At 52.0% G+C, this 15,666-nt stretch carries 15 protein-coding genes; 5 read left to right on the top strand and 10 right to left on the bottom strand.

Annotation, left to right across the window (positions count from 1 at the left end; genetic code table 11):
* Window position 1 precedes the first annotated feature (1 nt).
* Window positions 2-910: a sulfate adenylyltransferase subunit CysD gene (cysD, locus tag ACJHX4_RS21060; protein WP_000372392.1), complete on the bottom strand. Its 909-nt coding sequence runs from the start codon at window positions 908-910 to the stop codon at window positions 2-4.
* Window positions 911-1,161: 251 nt separating this feature from the next.
* On the opposite strand from cysD, the gene iap reads away from it, so the two are divergent.
* Window positions 1,162-2,199: an alkaline phosphatase isozyme conversion aminopeptidase gene (iap, locus tag ACJHX4_RS21055; RefSeq protein ID WP_000490439.1), complete on the top strand. Its 1,038-nt coding sequence runs from the start codon at window positions 1,162-1,164 to the stop codon at window positions 2,197-2,199.
* Between the two features lie 125 nt (window positions 2,200-2,324).
* On the opposite strand, the gene ACJHX4_RS21050 is transcribed toward iap, so the two are convergent.
* From ACJHX4_RS21050 to cysJ, 4 genes are all read right to left on the bottom strand, one after another.
* A complete protein-coding gene (locus ACJHX4_RS21050) occupies window positions 2,325-2,477 on the bottom strand; it encodes a Hok/Gef family protein (RefSeq protein WP_000956458.1) in 153 nt (50 codons plus the stop codon).
* A gap of 265 nt (window positions 2,478-2,742) precedes the next feature.
* Window positions 2,743-3,477 (bottom strand): phosphoadenosine phosphosulfate reductase, encoded by a 735-nt coding sequence (cysH, locus tag ACJHX4_RS21045; RefSeq protein WP_000039862.1) that lies wholly within the window; start codon window positions 3,475-3,477, stop codon window positions 2,743-2,745.
* A 73-nt stretch (window positions 3,478-3,550) separates the two neighbouring features.
* Complete coding sequence (gene cysI / locus ACJHX4_RS21040; protein ID WP_001290706.1) at window positions 3,551-5,263, bottom strand: assimilatory sulfite reductase (NADPH) hemoprotein subunit; 1,713 nt, start codon at window positions 5,261-5,263, stop codon at window positions 3,551-3,553.
* Window positions 5,263-7,062: an NADPH-dependent assimilatory sulfite reductase flavoprotein subunit gene (gene cysJ / locus ACJHX4_RS21035; RefSeq protein ID WP_000211915.1), complete on the bottom strand. Its 1,800-nt coding sequence runs from the start codon at window positions 7,060-7,062 to the stop codon at window positions 5,263-5,265. The genes cysI and cysJ overlap by 1 nt, the downstream gene beginning before the upstream one ends.
* A gap of 318 nt (window positions 7,063-7,380) precedes the next feature.
* Here cysJ and queD point away from each other — a divergent pair, with 318 nt between their 5' ends.
* The 4 genes from queD (at window position 7,381) to ACJHX4_RS21015 (ending at window position 9,935) form a co-directional block, all read left to right on the top strand.
* Complete coding sequence (gene queD / locus ACJHX4_RS21030; protein WP_000108301.1) at window positions 7,381-7,743, top strand: 6-carboxytetrahydropterin synthase QueD; 363 nt, start codon at window positions 7,381-7,383, stop codon at window positions 7,741-7,743.
* A gap of 77 nt (window positions 7,744-7,820) precedes the next feature.
* On the top strand, window positions 7,821-9,092 hold the full coding sequence (locus tag ACJHX4_RS21025) for an FAD-dependent oxidoreductase (RefSeq protein WP_001296323.1): 1,272 nt from the start codon (window positions 7,821-7,823) through the stop codon (window positions 9,090-9,092).
* On the top strand, window positions 9,083-9,343 hold the full coding sequence (locus tag ACJHX4_RS21020) for a ferredoxin family protein (protein ID WP_000109516.1): 261 nt from the start codon (window positions 9,083-9,085) through the stop codon (window positions 9,341-9,343). The genes ACJHX4_RS21025 and ACJHX4_RS21020 overlap by 10 nt, the downstream gene beginning before the upstream one ends.
* A gap of 16 nt (window positions 9,344-9,359) precedes the next feature.
* The gene (locus ACJHX4_RS21015; RefSeq protein ID WP_001130266.1) at window positions 9,360-9,935 is read left to right on the top strand and encodes a glycerol-3-phosphate responsive antiterminator; all 576 of its coding nucleotides are present in this window, start codon (window positions 9,360-9,362) and stop codon (window positions 9,933-9,935) included.
* A gap of 147 nt (window positions 9,936-10,082) precedes the next feature.
* Here the strand turns inward: ACJHX4_RS21015 and ACJHX4_RS21010 are convergent, their stop codons facing one another.
* From ACJHX4_RS21010 to ACJHX4_RS20990, 5 genes are all read right to left on the bottom strand, one after another.
* Complete coding sequence (locus ACJHX4_RS21010) at window positions 10,083-10,943, bottom strand: electron transfer flavoprotein subunit alpha/FixB family protein (protein ID WP_001296324.1); 861 nt, start codon at window positions 10,941-10,943, stop codon at window positions 10,083-10,085.
* Window positions 10,940-11,719, bottom strand: coding sequence for an electron transfer flavoprotein subunit beta/FixA family protein (locus ACJHX4_RS21005; protein WP_001296325.1), 780 nt, complete (start codon window positions 11,717-11,719; stop codon window positions 10,940-10,942). The genes ACJHX4_RS21010 and ACJHX4_RS21005 overlap by 4 nt, the downstream gene beginning before the upstream one ends.
* Window positions 11,697-13,106: an MFS transporter gene (locus ACJHX4_RS21000; RefSeq protein WP_000218265.1), complete on the bottom strand. Its 1,410-nt coding sequence runs from the start codon at window positions 13,104-13,106 to the stop codon at window positions 11,697-11,699. Before ACJHX4_RS21000 ends, ACJHX4_RS21005 begins: the two co-directional genes overlap by 23 nt.
* Before the next feature lie 21 nt (window positions 13,107-13,127).
* Window positions 13,128-14,582, bottom strand: coding sequence for an FAD-binding oxidoreductase (locus ACJHX4_RS20995; RefSeq protein ID WP_000059422.1), 1,455 nt, complete (start codon window positions 14,580-14,582; stop codon window positions 13,128-13,130).
* A 69-nt stretch (window positions 14,583-14,651) separates the two neighbouring features.
* On the bottom strand, window positions 14,652-15,437 hold the full coding sequence (locus ACJHX4_RS20990; protein ID WP_000021342.1) for an SDR family oxidoreductase: 786 nt from the start codon (window positions 15,435-15,437) through the stop codon (window positions 14,652-14,654).
* Between the last annotated feature and the right edge of the window lie 229 nt (window positions 15,438-15,666).

Here is a 15,666-nt window from a genome sequence, read left to right as displayed (position 1 = left end):
CTTAAAAATACCCCTGACGTTTTTTCAGCTCCATAGACCCCGCCTGGTCGCGGTCAATTACGCGGCCCTGACGTTCACTGGTGGTGGAAACCAGCATCTCTTCGATGATCTCCGGCAGTGTTTGTGCGTTTGACTCCACCGCGCCGGTCAGCGGCCAGCAGCCCAGCGTACGGAAACGCACCATCCGTTTTTTAATCACTTCGCCCGGTTGCAGGTCGATACGGTTGTCATCAATCATCATCAACATACCGTCGCGTTCCAGAACCGGACGTTCCGCAGCGAGATACAGTGGAACAATGTCAATATTTTCCAGCCAGATGTATTGCCAGATATCCTGCTCGGTCCAGTTAGAGAGCGGGAAGACGCGGATGCTTTCGCCTTTGTTAATTTGCCCGTTGTAGTTGTGCCACAGCTCCGGGCGCTGATTTTTCGGATCCCAGCGATGGAAGCGGTCACGGAAAGAGTAGATTCGCTCTTTAGCGCGGGATTTCTCTTCGTCGCGGCGCGCACCACCGAAGGCGGCATCAAAACCGTATTTGTTCAGCGCCTGTTTCAGGCCTTCAGTTTTCATAATATCGGTATGTTTCGCGCTGCCATGAACGAATGGATTAATCCCCATCGCTACGCCTTCCGGGTTTTTATGCACCAGCAGCTCGCAGCCGTAGGCTTTAGCCGTACGATCGCGGAACTCATACATCTCGCGGAATTTCCAGCCGGTATCGACATGCAGCAACGGGAAAGGCAGCGTACCTGGATAAAACGCCTTGCGCGCCAGATGCAGCATGACGCTGGAATCTTTACCGATAGAGTAGAGCATCACCGGATTTGAGAATTCTGCCGCCACCTCGCGAATAATGTGGATGCTTTCCGCCTCCAGTTGCCGCAGGTGGGTAAGTCGTTTTTGATCCATAACCGTTCCTTTGCAATACCGCTATTTTCTTGCCATCAGATGTTTCGACTATAGGGAGCGTAAGAGAACGAATGAAATTACCAATTAGAATGAGTAGTTCCTTAACGGAATAACGATTTGGCAAAGCTAATATCAAAAAGTGCTTAAGGCACCGGATTTCGGGCGTTTAGGAAGATTTGAAATTGTTTTAGCGCAGCGGCAGTTTCATACTATGGCGGTAAAAAAATTTGCATGGTATTTAAGGACTCACTATGTTTTCCGCATTGCGCCACCGTACCGCTGCCCTGGCGCTCGGCGTATGCTTTATTCTCCCCGTACACGCCTCGTCACCTAAACCTGGCGATTTTGCTAATACCCAGGCACGACATATTGCTACTTTCTTTCCGGGACGCATGACCGGAACTCCTGCAGAAATGTTATCTGCCGATTATATTCGCCAACAGTTTCAGCAAATGGGTTATCGCAGTGATATTCGGACATTTAATAGTCGGTATATTTATACCGCCCGCGATAATCGCAAGAGCTGGCATAACGTGACGGGAAGTACGGTGATTGCCGCTCATGAAGGCAAAACGCCGCAGCAGATCATCATTATGGCGCATCTGGATACTTACGCCCCGCTGAGCGATGCTGACGCCGATGCCAATCTCGGCGGGCTGACGTTACAAGGAATGGATGATAACGCCGCAGGTTTAGGTGTCATGCTGGAACTGGCCGAGCGCCTGAAAAATACGCCTACCGAGTATGGTATTCGATTTGTGGCGACCAGCGGCGAAGAGGAAGGAAAATTAGGCGCTGAGAATTTACTCAAGCGGATGAGTGACACCGAAAAGAAAAATACGCTGCTGGTGATTAATCTCGATAACTTAATTGTTGGCGATAAATTGTATTTCAACAGCGGTGTAAAAACCCCTGAAGCAGTAAGGAAATTAACGCGCGACCGGGCGCTGGCAATTGCCCGCAGCCATGGAATTGCCGCCACCACAAATCCAGGTTTGAATAAAAACTATCCGAAAGGCACCGGGTGTTGTAATGACGCAGAAATATTCGACAAAGCCGGTATTGCTGTACTTTCGGTGGAAGCGACTAACTGGAATCTTGGCAATAAGGATGGTTATCAGCAACGAGCAAAAACAGCCGCATTCCCTGCGGGAAATAGCTGGCATGACGTAAGACTGGATAATCAACAGCATATTGATAAGGCACTTCCTGGAAGAATAGAACGTCGCTGCCGTGATGTTATGCGGATAATGCTACCGTTGGTGAAGGAGCTGGCGAAGGCATCTTAATGGGTTTGAAATGATTACTCCCTTGCCTGCAGGAAATCAATGCCACCAGAAACAGAGTATAAAAAAGGGGTGCAGGAGGCCAAACCATCACAATTCAGTACGCGGGGTTTTACCCCGCGTGGTGGCTACTTCTTCGATTCGTAAGCGAGAACTGCCTTAAACTCCATACCACGTTCTCTGATACTCAACTCACACAACGAGTCGCCTACCATCAACGTGAATCCCAGTACTGTACAACACAGTACGATGATTGCCACAAGGGCATATTTTGTCAGCATGTCTTGCCTCCCTGCAAAGAAGAGACTAACATCCGAATTGCTACGTTCGAACGCGAGCCTCAGGTTGATAGAAATATCGCCTGGGGCTTTTGTCCATCTGGAACCTTGCGAATGCTTAACGCCAGACAGCCTCAAGCACCCAATGCCATTCTATACCTGTTAATTTTCCCTGCGATGTTCACCTTTAAATGCCGGAATGCTGCTCGCAAAAAATAAAAACGCCTCCATCATTTCTGACAGAGGCGTTTAATTTATCCGGCAATATTTACCCTTCGTGTAATCCACATTCCCTTTTTAAGCCAAAGAAACGCGTTTCTTCTTCCGCCATGCCGGGTTCCCATTTACGGGTTGTATGGGTATCGCCCACCGATAAATATCCTTCATCCCATAATGGGTGATATTTCAGGCCATGTTTTTGCAGGTACTGATAAATAGTTCGGTTATCCCAGTCGATAATCGGCAGCACTTTAAATACGCCACGCTGAATTGCCAGCACCGGTAAATTGGCGCGGCTGCCGGATTGTTCACGGCGCAGGCCAGCAAACCAGGTTTGCGCATTCAGTTCTTTCAGCGCCCGGTTCATCGGTTCGACTTTGTTGATGTCATTGTACTTTTCAATGCCTTCAACGCCCTGCTCCCACAGTTTGCCGTAGCGTGCTTCCTGCCAGGCGGCGCTTTCGGTAGCACGATACACTTTCAGGTTGAGCTTGAGTTTGTCCGTTAACTCGTCAATAAAGCGGTAGGTTTCCGGGAACAGATAGCCGGTATCGGTGAGGATCACTGGAATATCCGGGCGAATCTGATTCACCAGATGCAGGCTCACCGCCGCCTGAATGCCAAAGCTGGAAGAAAGTACATATTCACCGGGCAGATTATCCAGCGCCCAGGCTACGCGGCCTTCAGCGTCCAGTTTTTCCAGTTGGGCGTTAGTTTCCGCCAGCGCCAGAATCCGGTCTACCTTTGGCAGTTCGTTCAGGGCGTTTAGATCGAGTTTGGACATAAGTTCCTCACTGTTTGCCTTGCCTGATGCAACGCTCACACGTCTTATCAGGCCTACAAGACCGGGCTGATGGTTAATCCCACAAATCGCGCGCCGGATCGAGCACCGGGCGAATGATGCCCGCACGCACCGTAAAGTCGCCGAAGCCTTCACCCGCTTCGCGCTCTTTCGCCCAGCGCCCTATCAGTTCATCAAGCGACGCCAGGATTTCCGGCTCGGTGATGTTTTCTTTATACATCCGTGGGATACGTGTCCCAATGCGGTTGCCGCCAAGATGCAGGTTGTAGCGACCCGGCGCTTTCCCCACCAGACCCACTTCCGCCAGCATCGCGCGACCACAACCGTTCGGGCAGCCTGTTACACGCATCACGATATGCTCATCGCTGACACCATGTTTCGCCATTAAATTATCGATGTTGTCGATAAAAGACGGCAGGAAACGCTCCGCTTCCGCCATCGCCAGCGGGCAAGTCGGGAATGACACGCAGGCCATTGAGTTTTCACGCTGCGGCGTGACGGCATTCATTAACCCGCTTTCTTTGGCGATCTTCTCGATCTTCGCTTTCTCGCTTTCCGGCACGCCGGCGATGATCAGATTCTGGTTCGCCGTAATGCGGAAATCACCTTTGTGGATCTTCGCGATCTCCAGCAAGCCGGTTTTCAGCGGGCGCCCCGGATAATCAAGAATTCGACCATTTTCGATAAACAGCGTCAGGTGCCAGTTATCATCAATGCCCTTAACCCAGCCAATACGATCGCCGCGTCCGGTAAACTCATACGGGCGAATCGGCTCGAATTTGATCCCCGCGCGACGTTCAACTTCCGCTTTAAACGTCTCAACCCCTACGCGCTCCAGCGTGTATTTGGTTTTGGCATTTTTACGATCGGTTCGGTTACCCCAGTCACGCTGAGTTGTCACGACGGCTTCCGCCACCGCCAGCGTATGCTCCAGCGGCAGATAGCCAAACTCACTCGCCGTGCGGGCGTAGGTTTTCTTGTTGCCGTGTTCGATGGAAAGCCCACCGCCCACCAGCAGGTTAAAGCCCACCAGCTTGCCGTTTTCGGCGATCGCCACGAAGTTCATGTCGTTGGCGTGCAGATCGATATCGTTCTGCGGCGGGATCACTACCGTGGTTTTGAACTTACGCGGCAGGTAGGTCTGACCAAGGATCGGCTCTTCATCAGTAGTGGCGACTTTTTCCTGATCGAGCCAGATCTCCGCATACGCGCGGGTACGAGGCAGCAGATGTTCAGAAATTTTCTTCGCCCATTCATATGCTTCCGCATGCAGCTGCGACTCGTAAGGGTTCGAGGTGCAGAGTACGTTACGGTTCATGTCGTTGGCGGTCGCCAGCGCATCAAGACCGACCGAGTGCAGCATCTGGTGCACCGGTTTGACGTTCTTTTTCAGAATGCCGTGGAACTGAAACGTCTGGCGGTTGGTCAGGCGAATGCTGCCATAGATGGTGTTTTCACCGGCAAATTTGTCGATCGCCTGCCACTGTTTAGTGGTAATCACCCCACCCGGCAGACGACAGCGAAGCAGCATCGCGTGGCGCGGCTCCAGCTTCTGTTCAGCACGTTCGGCGCGAATGTCGCGGTCATCCTGCTGATACATGCCGTGGAAGCGGATCAGCAGGAAGTTATCGCCCTTAAAGCCGCCGGTCAGACCGTCGTTTAAATCTTCCGCAATGGTGCCGCGCAGGTAGTTGCTTTCAAGCTTCATGCGCTCGGCGTCTGTCAGTTTTCCTTCGACCACTAAAGGCCCTGGATGTTTTTCGCTCATTAGTAGACATCTCGCTGATAACGGCGCTCTACGCGCAGCTCACTTAAAAATTCATCCGCCGCTTCGGTGTCCATGCCACCAAATTCGGCAATCACTTCCAGAAGTGCCTGCTCAACGTCTTTCGCCATGCGATTAGCGTCGCCGCAGACATAAATGTGGGCACCGTCATTGATCCAGCGCCACAGCTCTGCGCCCTGTTCGCGCAGTTTGTCTTGTACGTAAATTTTTTCTTTTTGATCGCGCGACCAGGCGAGATCGATGCGCGTCAGCACGCCTTCTTTGACGTAACGCTGCCATTCCACCTGGTAGAGGAAATCTTCCGTAAAGTGTGGGTTGCCAAAGAATAGCCAGTTTTTACCCGGCGCTTCGTCGGCGGCACGCTGCTGCATAAAGGCACGGAACGGCGCGATGCCGGTGCCAGGGCCAATCATGATCACCGGGGTTTCCGGATTGGTTGGCAGGCGGAAGTTGTCGTTATGTTCGATAAATACGCGGACTTCACCCTCTTCTTCCACACGATCCGCGAGGAAGCTGGAGGCACCACCGGCACGGGCGCGGCCTTCCACGTCGTAACGCACCACACCAACGGTAACGTGCACTTCGTTCTCGACTTCCGCCTGCGAGGAGGCGATGGAATACAGGCGCGGGGTCAGTGGGCGCAGCAGATTAATCAGCGCTTCGGCATCCAGTTGCGCCGGAGAGAAACGCACCATGTCGACAATCGGCGTCGTCGCGGCGTAATGCTGTAACTTCGCTTTATCGCCCACCAGCGGCAGCAGCGTTTCGCTGCGGGTAAGCGTGGCATAGTTCTCAACAATGTTGGCGGTGTTGACGGTCAGTTCGAAGTGCCACTGTAGCGCTTCGTTCAGAGGCAACGTTTTGCCCTCGACGGTGACAGGTTCATCGCCTTTCAGCCACAGCAGTTCGACAAGTTCTTTCACCAGTGCCGGATCGTTTTGATACCAGACGCCCAGCGCGTCACCCGGCTGGTAACGCAGGTCAGAGTCACCTAAGTCAATTTCAATGTGACGAACGTCTTTTTCAGAGTTACGCCCGGTAATTTTCTGGTTAACAGAGAGGCTCGCCACCAGCGGCGCGTCTTTGCTATACGGGCTGGTGTGGATTTCATTTACCGTGCCAGTAGCGACGGATTGCGAAGGTGCCGCGACAGGCGCACGCGATTTAAGCGCATCAACCACGCGGGCGCGCCACTCGCTGGCAGCAGCCTGGTATTCAACGTCGGCATCGACACGGTCGAGCAGGCGTTCACCGCCCAGTTCCGCCAGCTTACTGTCAAAATCTTTCCCGGACTGGCAGAAAAATTCATAAGAGCTATCGCCGAGGCTAAACACGGCAAACGCGGTGTTTTCCAGCTTTGGCGCTTTTTTGGAGAACAGGAACTTATGCAGCGCGACGGCTTCTTCCGGCGGTTCCCCTTCCCCTTGCGTTGACGTCACCACGATAAGCAGTTTTTCGCTGGCGATTTGTTTGAATTTATAGTCGCCCGCGTTCACCAGCTTAACGTTCAGTTTTGCCGCTAATAAATCATCGCGTAATGCTTCAGCAACCCGACGCGCATTGCCAGTTTGCGAGGCGGAGATAATAGTTATACCCGGCATTTCTGCGGCGGGCGCTGGCGTCGCTGCAAGCGCAGCAGGCTGCTGGTTGAGCACGCCCCAGAAATAGCCAGAAACCCAGGCAAGCTGGGTAGGAGTTAAATCGGTCGTGGCCGCCTGAAGGCGTGCCAGTTGCTCCGGGTTCAACGGAAGCAACGCGGAAGGTGGGACCTGTGTCGTCATGCGTCGTTATGTTCCAGTAAGCAAAGCTGTTTCTGCGCCCTGTCAGCGCCCATAAAACAGAAGAGAAGGTAAGGTTAACGGGGTGAACGGTGTGGATTAAAGACGGGATAGCGATAACTAATAACCAAATCGACTAACCTGTTTTAGCAATAGTCTTTAACAACAAAATAGATTAACCAACCCAATGAAAAACAAATGAATATTGCCCATCAATAAGATAAATCAGCGATTTTGCGCAACAAAGTCGTTTTAGATAATGCGAAAAAACAGCCTTTCCGGTACTCTACGGCGGTTTTATCGTCATGTAGAGAAATTATGATGTCCACCACGTTATTTAAAGATTTCACCTTCGAAGCCGCTCACCGCTTGCCGCACGTCCCACAAGGGCATAAATGTGGTCGCCTGCACGGGCATTCCTTTATGGTGCGACTGGAAATTACCGGGGAAGTCGATCCGCATACGGGCTGGATTATCGATTTCGCTGAACTGAAAGCGGCGTTTAAACCAACTTATGAGCGCCTCGATCACCATTATCTCAATGATATTCCAGGTCTGGAAAACCCAACCAGCGAAGTTTTAGCAAAATGGATTTGGGATCAGGTTAAACCCGTTGTGCCGCTGTTAAGTGCGGTGATGGTAAAAGAAACCTGCACCGCAGGTTGTATCTATCGCGGCGAATGATAAGAGTGTGTCGGCGGTCAATTTCCCTTAAGTAACGCTATGTTAGGGTGTTGTGTTCTGGATATCTGGGGCATGACATGGAAGACGACTGCGACATTATTATTATCGGTGCCGGAATTGCTGGCACCGCTTGCGCGTTACGCTGCGCGCGAGCGGGTTTATCCGTTTTGTTACTGGAACGAGCGGAGATTCCCGGCAGCAAAAATCTTTCCGGCGGGCGTTTATATACCCATGCGCTCGCGGAACTCCTCCCGCAATTTCACCTGACCGCGCCCCTTGAACGACGCATCACTCACGAAAGTCTTTCTCTGTTAACGCCAGATGGCGCAACGACGTTTTCCAGCTTACAGCCCGGCGGTGAATCCTGGAGTGTATTACGTGCACGATTCGATCCGTGGCTGGTTGCCGAAGCCGAAAAAGAAGGTGTCGAATGCATCCCCGGTGCGACGGTAGATGCACTGTATGAAGAAAACGGCAGGGTGTGTGGTGTCATTTGTGGTGACGATATTCTTCACGCCCGTTATGTGGTGCTGGCAGAAGGTGCCAACAGCGTCCTGGCGGAACGCCACGGGTTAGTGACTCGTCCTGCTGGCGAAGCGATGGCATTGGGAATCAAAGAAGTGCTGACGCTGGAACCATCCGCTATTGAAGAACGTTTTCATCTGGAGAATAACGAAGGCGCAGCGTTGTTGTTCAGCGGCGGGATCTGTGATGACTTACCCGGCGGCGCATTTCTTTATACTAATCAACAAACGCTCTCGTTAGGGATTGTTTGCCCGCTCTCCTCCCTTACGCAAAGTAGTGTTCCGGCAAGCGAGCTGCTGACTCGCTTTAAAACGCATCCGGCAGTGCGCCCGCTTATCAAAAACACGGAATTACTGGAGTATGGTGCGCATCTGGTGCCAGAAGGTGGCCTGCGCAGTATGCCGGTGCAATACGCCGGTAACGGCTGGCTGCTGGTGGGCGATGCGTTGCGCAGTTGCGTCAATACCGGAATTTCCGTGCGCGGCATGGATATGGCGCTAACTGGCGCGCAGGCGGCGGCACAAACGCTGATAAGCGCCTGCCAACACCGCGAGCCGCAAAATCTGTTTCCGCTTTATCATCACAACGTAGAGCGCAGCCTGCTGTGGGATGTTCTACAGCGTTATCAGCATGTTCCGGCGCTTTTGCAACGTCCTGGCTGGTATCGGGTGTGGCCTGGGTTAATGCAGGATATTTCCCGTGATTTATGGGATCAGGGGAATACACCTGTTCCACCGCTGCGCCAGTTGCTCTGGCGTCATTTACGTCGTCACGGCCTGTGGCATCTGACGGGCGATGTTATCAGGAGTCTGCGATGTCTGTAGCCCGTAATCTCTGGCGCGCTGCTGATGCGCCGCACATTGTTCCGACTGACTCCGTTGAGCGCCAGACGGCACAACGGTTGATTAACGCCTGTCCAGCAGGTCTTTTTTCGCTCACACCTGAAGGTGGCTTACGTGTTGATTATCACGGCTGCCTGGAGTGTGGCACCTGCCGTTTGCTGTGCGACGAATCAACACTACAACAGTGGCGCTATCCGCCTTCCGGATTCGGCATCACCTACCGCTTTGGATAAATAATAAGGATAATTTATGCCCCTCTTACACCTGCTCCGCCAGAATCCGGTGATTGCTGCCGTTAAAGATAATGCCAGCCTGCAACTGGCAATCGACTCTGAATGCCAGTTTATTTCCGTGTTGTACGGCAATATCTGCACCATTAGTAATATCGTTAAAAAGATTAAGAACGCCGGGAAATATGCTTTTATTCATGTTGATTTGCTGGAAGGCGCGTCAAATAAAGAAGTGGTGATTCAGTTTTTGAAACTGGTAACCGAGGCGGACGGAATTATCAGTACCAAAGCCTCAATGCTGAAAGCAGCAAGAGCGGAAGGTTTTTTCTGTATTCATCGACTGTTTATTGTTGATTCGATTTCGTTTCACAACATTGATAAGCAAGTTGCGCAATCGAATCCGGATTGTATTGAGATCCTGCCAGGCTGCATGCCTAAAGTGCTGGGCTGGGTGACGGAGAAAATCCGCCAACCGCTGATTGCTGGCGGGCTGGTGTGCGATGAAGAAGATGCGCGTAATGCGATTAACGCGGGTGTTGTGGCGCTTTCCACCACGAATACTGGGGTCTGGACGTTAGCGAAAAAATTGCTTTGACGGGATAATCGTAACAAGTTGAATTTGGTGTGATTTGTAGGCTGCACGCCACATCCGACATTCAGCGCCTGATGCGACGCTTGACGCGTCTTATCAGGCCTACAAGTCCCCAGCCCAGAACCATCGGCAGGATCATCCGGCAGCACGTTATTGGCAATCTGCGTGAATGTTTGTCACCAGTGCCTCCAGCACCACTTTCCAGTCATCAACTACGCCAACATCTGCCTGTGAAAATACCGCTGCACTGGCGTCATGATTAATCGCCACCACAAACTTGCTATTGCGTACGCCCGCCATTAACGCTGCTGCGCCGGAAGCGCCAACAACAATACACACCTCAGGTGCCAGCAGATGTCCGGAAATACCAATCACTTTTTCGGCATCAACGCCACCGTTCATCACTCGTGCCCGACTGTAGCCCACTTCGGCTCCCATCTTTTCTGCCAGCATAGCGATTTCCTGGTTATCTGCCTCTCCGCCCTGCCCCACCACCAGCACCCGTCTGGCTTCAGCTAATGGGTCGCGGATAACATTTTTCAGATTTTCTATGCTAACCAGCCAGTCGGGAAGCACACCTGGGACAATGTTCAGTTGCTGCATCCCAGAGGGCAACGTGGCGTTTTTATCTGCTCCCGCCTGACGTGCCAGCGAAAGGCATAGCGGGCGTTTGTCTGTTTGCAGCGTCGCCGTCAACGCATTTCCCCAGTGGGATTTGCGCACGCTTACGGTTGGAATATCTAACGAAGTCACCTGGCAGATGCTTGCACCATGTAAACGCCAGGCCAGCCGGGTCGACAGTTCATCGCCAAACGCGCCCGGAGGAAAAAGGACAACGTCCGCAGGCGTTCGTTGCCACTGTTCCACCAGTGCATCCAGCACCTGTTCCGCAACCATCGGCTGTGGTTCTATTTGCCAATGTGCCAGGGTACAACCGCTGAAATCCTGCGCCGCCAGCCAGCTCGCTATTGCGGCATGGTCCTGATTTATTGTCACAATTACGATATTCATGGCTGCATCCTTTGGCGTAAATAGTCCTGCCATAGCTTTTGCGCTTTTTCTGCTACCGTTTGCCCACCAATCAGCGTCGCTCCGCGTCGTTGCTCTGCTCTTGCCAGTTGCAGACACTGCATCGCTGGCAATTCGACAGCAACAGTTTTACGGATAATTGCTGCTTTCCCCGCAGCCATTCGCTGGCGCATTCCCGGAACTGGCAAGGCCACTTCACCGCACTGACGCACGGCAATCACCGCAGGCAAGCGAACCCGGCAACAGCGCACCCCATGTTCAGTACGCTGTTCGAGGGTGATAAACGGTGCGTCGAGAGTAAAGCGCTCCACCTGGGTGAAGCAGGGCCAGACCAGCATTTCCGCCAGCAAAAATGGCGTTTGCCCATTCTGCCCTTCGCTGCTTTGGCAGCCGGTAATTATCAGATCCAGCGGATTCTGACGCTGCCATTCGGCAATATGGCGAGCGACAAATTCCGGCGCAAAGCGCAGATCTGCCGCCGTCTCCAGCAATACAGCTTCCTCAAACCCAAGAGCCATGAGATAGCGCAGCCAGTGCAACGCCCGTTCATCCCCCATGCTCAACGCGGTTAAAGACATCGGCGTACCGTTTTTTCTCTGCGCCAACAGCAGCGCAGCTGCGGCCTGTTCATCAGCACCGAGTAAACTTCGCAGAAGCGAAACATCCGGTCCGCTATTACCCTGAGCCGCCGCCTGCCACTCTTTTTCCGCCAGCATTCCGGCATCCGGTTCGGCTTTAAACGCTAACAGAATGTTCATTCGCACCTCCTACATTTCCCGCCGCCACCAGCGGGAGTGCTTTGGTTTCTGGTGCCCATAGCCAGGTCACAACAAAACCAACCAACAACACTGCCGCCAGGAGTAATAAGGTGGCTTGCATTCCCCACTGCGCCAGCACCCACGGCAGCAGGCCAGTACTTACCGCCGCCCCCAACCGACTCATGGCGGTGGCAAAACCGACGCCCAGCGAGCGAATGTCAGTAGGAAAACTTTCCGCAGGCAAAATGCCCACCAGATTACTGACTGCCGAAATGGTGGTGCTGAAGAGAACAAAAAGCAGCAGCGTTAATGAACTGCCGGAAGGCAAACAGGCCATCACTACCAGCGTTGCCGCCAGCAGCAAAAAACTTCCCAGCAAAAACTTGCGATGTGCCAGCAGGTGCGTCAGAACTAATCCCAGCAGCGCGCCCACAATTAACAACGCATTAAGCATCAGACTGGCAGTCAGCGCATCTTCCAGTCCAATAGTCTGGGCGATAGTTGGCAGCCAGGTATAAATCACAAACCATGGGATTACGAGGCAGACAAAGAAGACGCTGTTAAACGCTGTGCGCCGCCAGTAGCGCGAAGAGAACAAGGTTTTGATGTGTTTATGGGTCGCCGTTGCCACTTCATCGCCCAGTAAAACATGCGGGCCAAAATAGCGATGAACGATAGCGTGAGCTTCTGCAAAACGCCCCTGGCGCAGTAGCCAGCGTGGCGATTCCGGCGTGCCCCAACGTAGCAGCGTAATCAGCAAGGCTGGTAACGCCGCTGATGCCAGCAGCCAGCGCCAGGCCTCCGGGCTTTCGGAAATAAAGTGATGTCCGGCAATACTTGCCAGCACATAGCCTACGGTCCACACCACACTGAATGCGCCCAGCAAAATACCGCGATGGCGGCGCGGGGAAAATTCAGCCAGCAAGGTGTGACCGACTGAGTAATCGCCTCCCAGACCAATGCCGATCAAAATGCGTAATCCAATAAGATGCTCTGGCGTGGTGGCAAAAAATTGCAAGAACGAAGCGAGCGTAATCAGCATAAAACTGAAGGTGAAGATTTTTTGCCGCCCGATATGGTCGGAGATCCACCCCAAAACCAGGCTGCCAAGAAACAAACCAAGTAACGCCGAGCCGCCGATCATTCCCGCCATAAACGGCGTCAGTTGCATGGCGGGCGTAAGCTGAATAATGGCATAACCAATGACGCCGAGAACATAACCGTCGGTCAGGTGTGCGCCGAAAGTGAGCGCAGCAATTCGACAGTGAAAACGGTTAAGCGGTAAATCATCCATTCGCACCGGTGAAGTGTTCATCTTTACCCCTTCATTGTCCGGTAATAAGAACGGCTTCTCGCCTGAGAAGCCGAAAAGGCAACGCACCGTCATCGCGGAACGCTGCCTGACACATTATTTTTCAATCGGATAGATAGTACCCGTGTTCATAATGCCATTAGGATCGAACTGCTTTTTCAGCCCTTCCAGCAACGCCCACGCGCTGCCGTGTTCCAGTTTGCTCCAGTGAACGCGATGTTTACCGATACCGTGGTGATGCACCATCGAACCGCCGAGGCGAATGGTTTCTTCGCAGATGATTTTGTTGAGCGGATTGTGGTACTTGTCGATTTCCTCTTCCGGCTTACAGTCAACGACGTTGTAGTCGTAGACGAAGTACATGTTGGTGCCGTTCTGATAGCTATGAGAGGAGTGACCGCCCAGCATGGTGATGTCGTCGGCGTGCGGGAACTCGGTACGAATACGGTTAATAACGCTTTCGTAGATTTCGTGAATGCAGCTCCAGCAGCCGGACACTTCAGTGGTAAAGCCCATGTTGCCGGTTTTGAGGATCTGCACACGTTCGGCAGCCACTTTATCCGGTCCCCAGTTCAGGTTGTTAAACCAGGTTTCGATCAGCTTGCTGTCCACGCGCTGGCACTGCGGGTAGCGCGCCACGATTTCAGCAATCCCTTCACCCGTCGCCTTCGCAATGCGAGGGTTACCTTCAGCCATAAAGATCAGCACGCATTTGCCGTCGGCAAAATGGGTGAAGTGTTGGGTGCCATCTTCAGCATCATACAAACGAGCAATCGACGGACGATACCCTTCCACCATGATTTCACGCAGGATGTTGAAGCCGGTTTTCATATCTTCCAGGATATAGCCGTAGAAGAGATTGTTTTCCGGCGTAAATTTGAAGATTTTCACTGTGACTTCAGTGATATAGCACAGTGCACCTTCGTTGCCGATGATGATATGACGAATGTCCGGGCCAGCCGCGCGACGTGGCACGTTTTTAATGCGTGTGACGGTGCCATCTGCCAGCACCGCTTCCAGACCAACGACCATATCTTCGATTGCGCCGTAGAGTGTGGAGAACTGCCCGATACTGCGGGTCGCCACCAAGCCGCCCATCTGCGCCAGCGGCTTTGACTGCGGAGAATGCCCCGTGGTGTAACCTTTTTCGCGCAATGCGTTTTCCAGCACCTCCAGCGGAACGCCACATTGCGCCGTGGCCTGCATATTCTCAATATCAATATTAATGATTTGATTCATGGCGGAGCCGTCGAGCACCACCGAGTTTTCCACAACGGTTTCCAGTCCACCTTCGGTGGCGGAAGCACCGGTACGTGGCACACCGTTAATTTTGTGCGCATTCATAAAATTCAGCACACGGGATACTTGTTCTGTGGAACCGAGTTTTACGACCGCTGCCGGAATCGGCAAAGTATAAATTCCATGAATATCCGGAAATTTACGAAAACGGTCAATACTGTTTTTCTTTAATACCGTTTCATCGGTAATAACGCGATCTGCACCAACAATTTCCTTTAGCTGGTCGACAATCGCTACGCGAGATAAAGACATAATAATTCCTTCCTGATAATAAAAATGGAATAGTTATTAATAAGAGAAAACAGAAACCACCGTTATGAATTAGCGCACTAAATAACCGCCATCAACCACTAATAAATGTCCGTTGACATAATTCGATGCCGGACTTGCGAGGAATACGGCTGCCCCCATTAAATCCTGAGTATCACCCCAACGGTTTGCCGGAATATGATCAAGAACACGCTGGTTAGTTTCTGGATTACTACGGGTCGCCAGCGTAATATCGGTTGCATAATAACCAGGAGCAATACCATTCACCTGAATATTATATTGGCCTAATTCATCGCAATAGGCTTTGGTGAATCCGGCAAGAGCATGTTTAGTGGCAGAATAAGCAGGTGACCATTGACCACCTAAGTAAGAGAACAATGAACAGATATTAATGATTTTACCGCTTTTCTGCGGGATCATAATTTTTGCCGCTTCGTAGCTTAACTCGAATGCGGCGGTCAGGTTCACGTCAATCATCGGGTCCCAGTCGGCACGACCAAAGTCCAGCACCTTATTCAGCTTACAAATACCGGCATTATTGACCAGAATATCGACGGTACCGAAGCGCTCACAGCAGGCAGCGATAATCTTCTGCGGCGCGCCTTCTGCGGTGATATCCACCTGCATAAAATCAACTTCAACGCCCTGTTTTTCAATCATTTCCTTTGTTTCGCCGTTATCTTTGACGAAACTAGGAATAAAGACATTTGCGCCAGCTTTGGCCAACGCCATGGCAAATGCCTGGCCTAAACCGCTATTCCCGCCGGTAACAATTGCTGTTTTACCTTTCAGGGAGAAAAAATCCATTGAGAACGCATTGAGAGATTCGATTGACATAGTTAGCTCCAATTTCCGTAAGGCAAAAAAAAAGAAAGGTAACTTCCCCCGCGAGAGGGAAGTTACCTTTCTCATTATCTCTGGTAACTGGAGATAATTTTTAGCATAAGGACATAACTGCTAATGTGATCGTAATCACAGTGTGATGTTCGTATTGTCAAATAATTTAAAAAAGCAGAAGCGTGATTACTCTCACACAACACCTCTGCTTTCCATGTTATTTCTTATT

Origin of the sequence: Escherichia sp. WS2035 (genome assembly GCF_046487065.1) — a bacterium.
Classification (GTDB): Bacteria; Pseudomonadota; Gammaproteobacteria; order Enterobacterales; family Enterobacteriaceae; genus Escherichia; species Escherichia coli.
This window is presented reverse-complemented; position numbering and strand designations above follow the sequence as displayed.

What these genes read in the sequence shown, in the direction of transcription:
- cysD (WP_000372392.1), bottom strand. Translation starts at nt 910, where the DNA reads ATGGATCAAAAACGACTTACCCACCTGCGGCAACTGGAGGCGGAAAGC.
- iap (WP_000490439.1), top strand. Translation starts at nt 1,162, where the DNA reads ATGTTTTCCGCATTGCGCCACCGTACCGCTGCCCTGGCGCTCGGCGTA.
- ACJHX4_RS21050 (WP_000956458.1), bottom strand. Translation starts at nt 2,477, where the DNA reads ATGCTGACAAAATATGCCCTTGTGGCAATCATCGTACTGTGTTGTACA.
- cysH (WP_000039862.1), bottom strand. Translation starts at nt 3,477, where the DNA reads ATGTCCAAACTCGATCTAAACGCCCTGAACGAACTGCCAAAGGTAGAC.
- cysI (WP_001290706.1), bottom strand. Translation starts at nt 5,263, where the DNA reads ATGAGCGAAAAACATCCAGGGCCTTTAGTGGTCGAAGGAAAACTGACA.
- cysJ (WP_000211915.1), bottom strand. Translation starts at nt 7,062, where the DNA reads ATGACGACACAGGTCCCACCTTCCGCGTTGCTTCCGTTGAACCCGGAG.
- queD (WP_000108301.1), top strand. Translation starts at nt 7,381, where the DNA reads ATGTCCACCACGTTATTTAAAGATTTCACCTTCGAAGCCGCTCACCGC.
- ACJHX4_RS21025 (WP_001296323.1), top strand. Translation starts at nt 7,821, where the DNA reads ATGGAAGACGACTGCGACATTATTATTATCGGTGCCGGAATTGCTGGC.
- ACJHX4_RS21020 (WP_000109516.1), top strand. Translation starts at nt 9,083, where the DNA reads ATGTCTGTAGCCCGTAATCTCTGGCGCGCTGCTGATGCGCCGCACATT.
- ACJHX4_RS21015 (WP_001130266.1), top strand. Translation starts at nt 9,360, where the DNA reads ATGCCCCTCTTACACCTGCTCCGCCAGAATCCGGTGATTGCTGCCGTT.
- ACJHX4_RS21010 (WP_001296324.1), bottom strand. Translation starts at nt 10,943, where the DNA reads ATGAATATCGTAATTGTGACAATAAATCAGGACCATGCCGCAATAGCG.
- ACJHX4_RS21005 (WP_001296325.1), bottom strand. Translation starts at nt 11,719, where the DNA reads ATGAACATTCTGTTAGCGTTTAAAGCCGAACCGGATGCCGGAATGCTG.
- ACJHX4_RS21000 (WP_000218265.1), bottom strand. Translation starts at nt 13,106, where the DNA reads ATGACGGTGCGTTGCCTTTTCGGCTTCTCAGGCGAGAAGCCGTTCTTA.
- ACJHX4_RS20995 (WP_000059422.1), bottom strand. Translation starts at nt 14,582, where the DNA reads ATGTCTTTATCTCGCGTAGCGATTGTCGACCAGCTAAAGGAAATTGTT.
- ACJHX4_RS20990 (WP_000021342.1), bottom strand. Translation starts at nt 15,437, where the DNA reads ATGTCAATCGAATCTCTCAATGCGTTCTCAATGGATTTTTTCTCCCTG.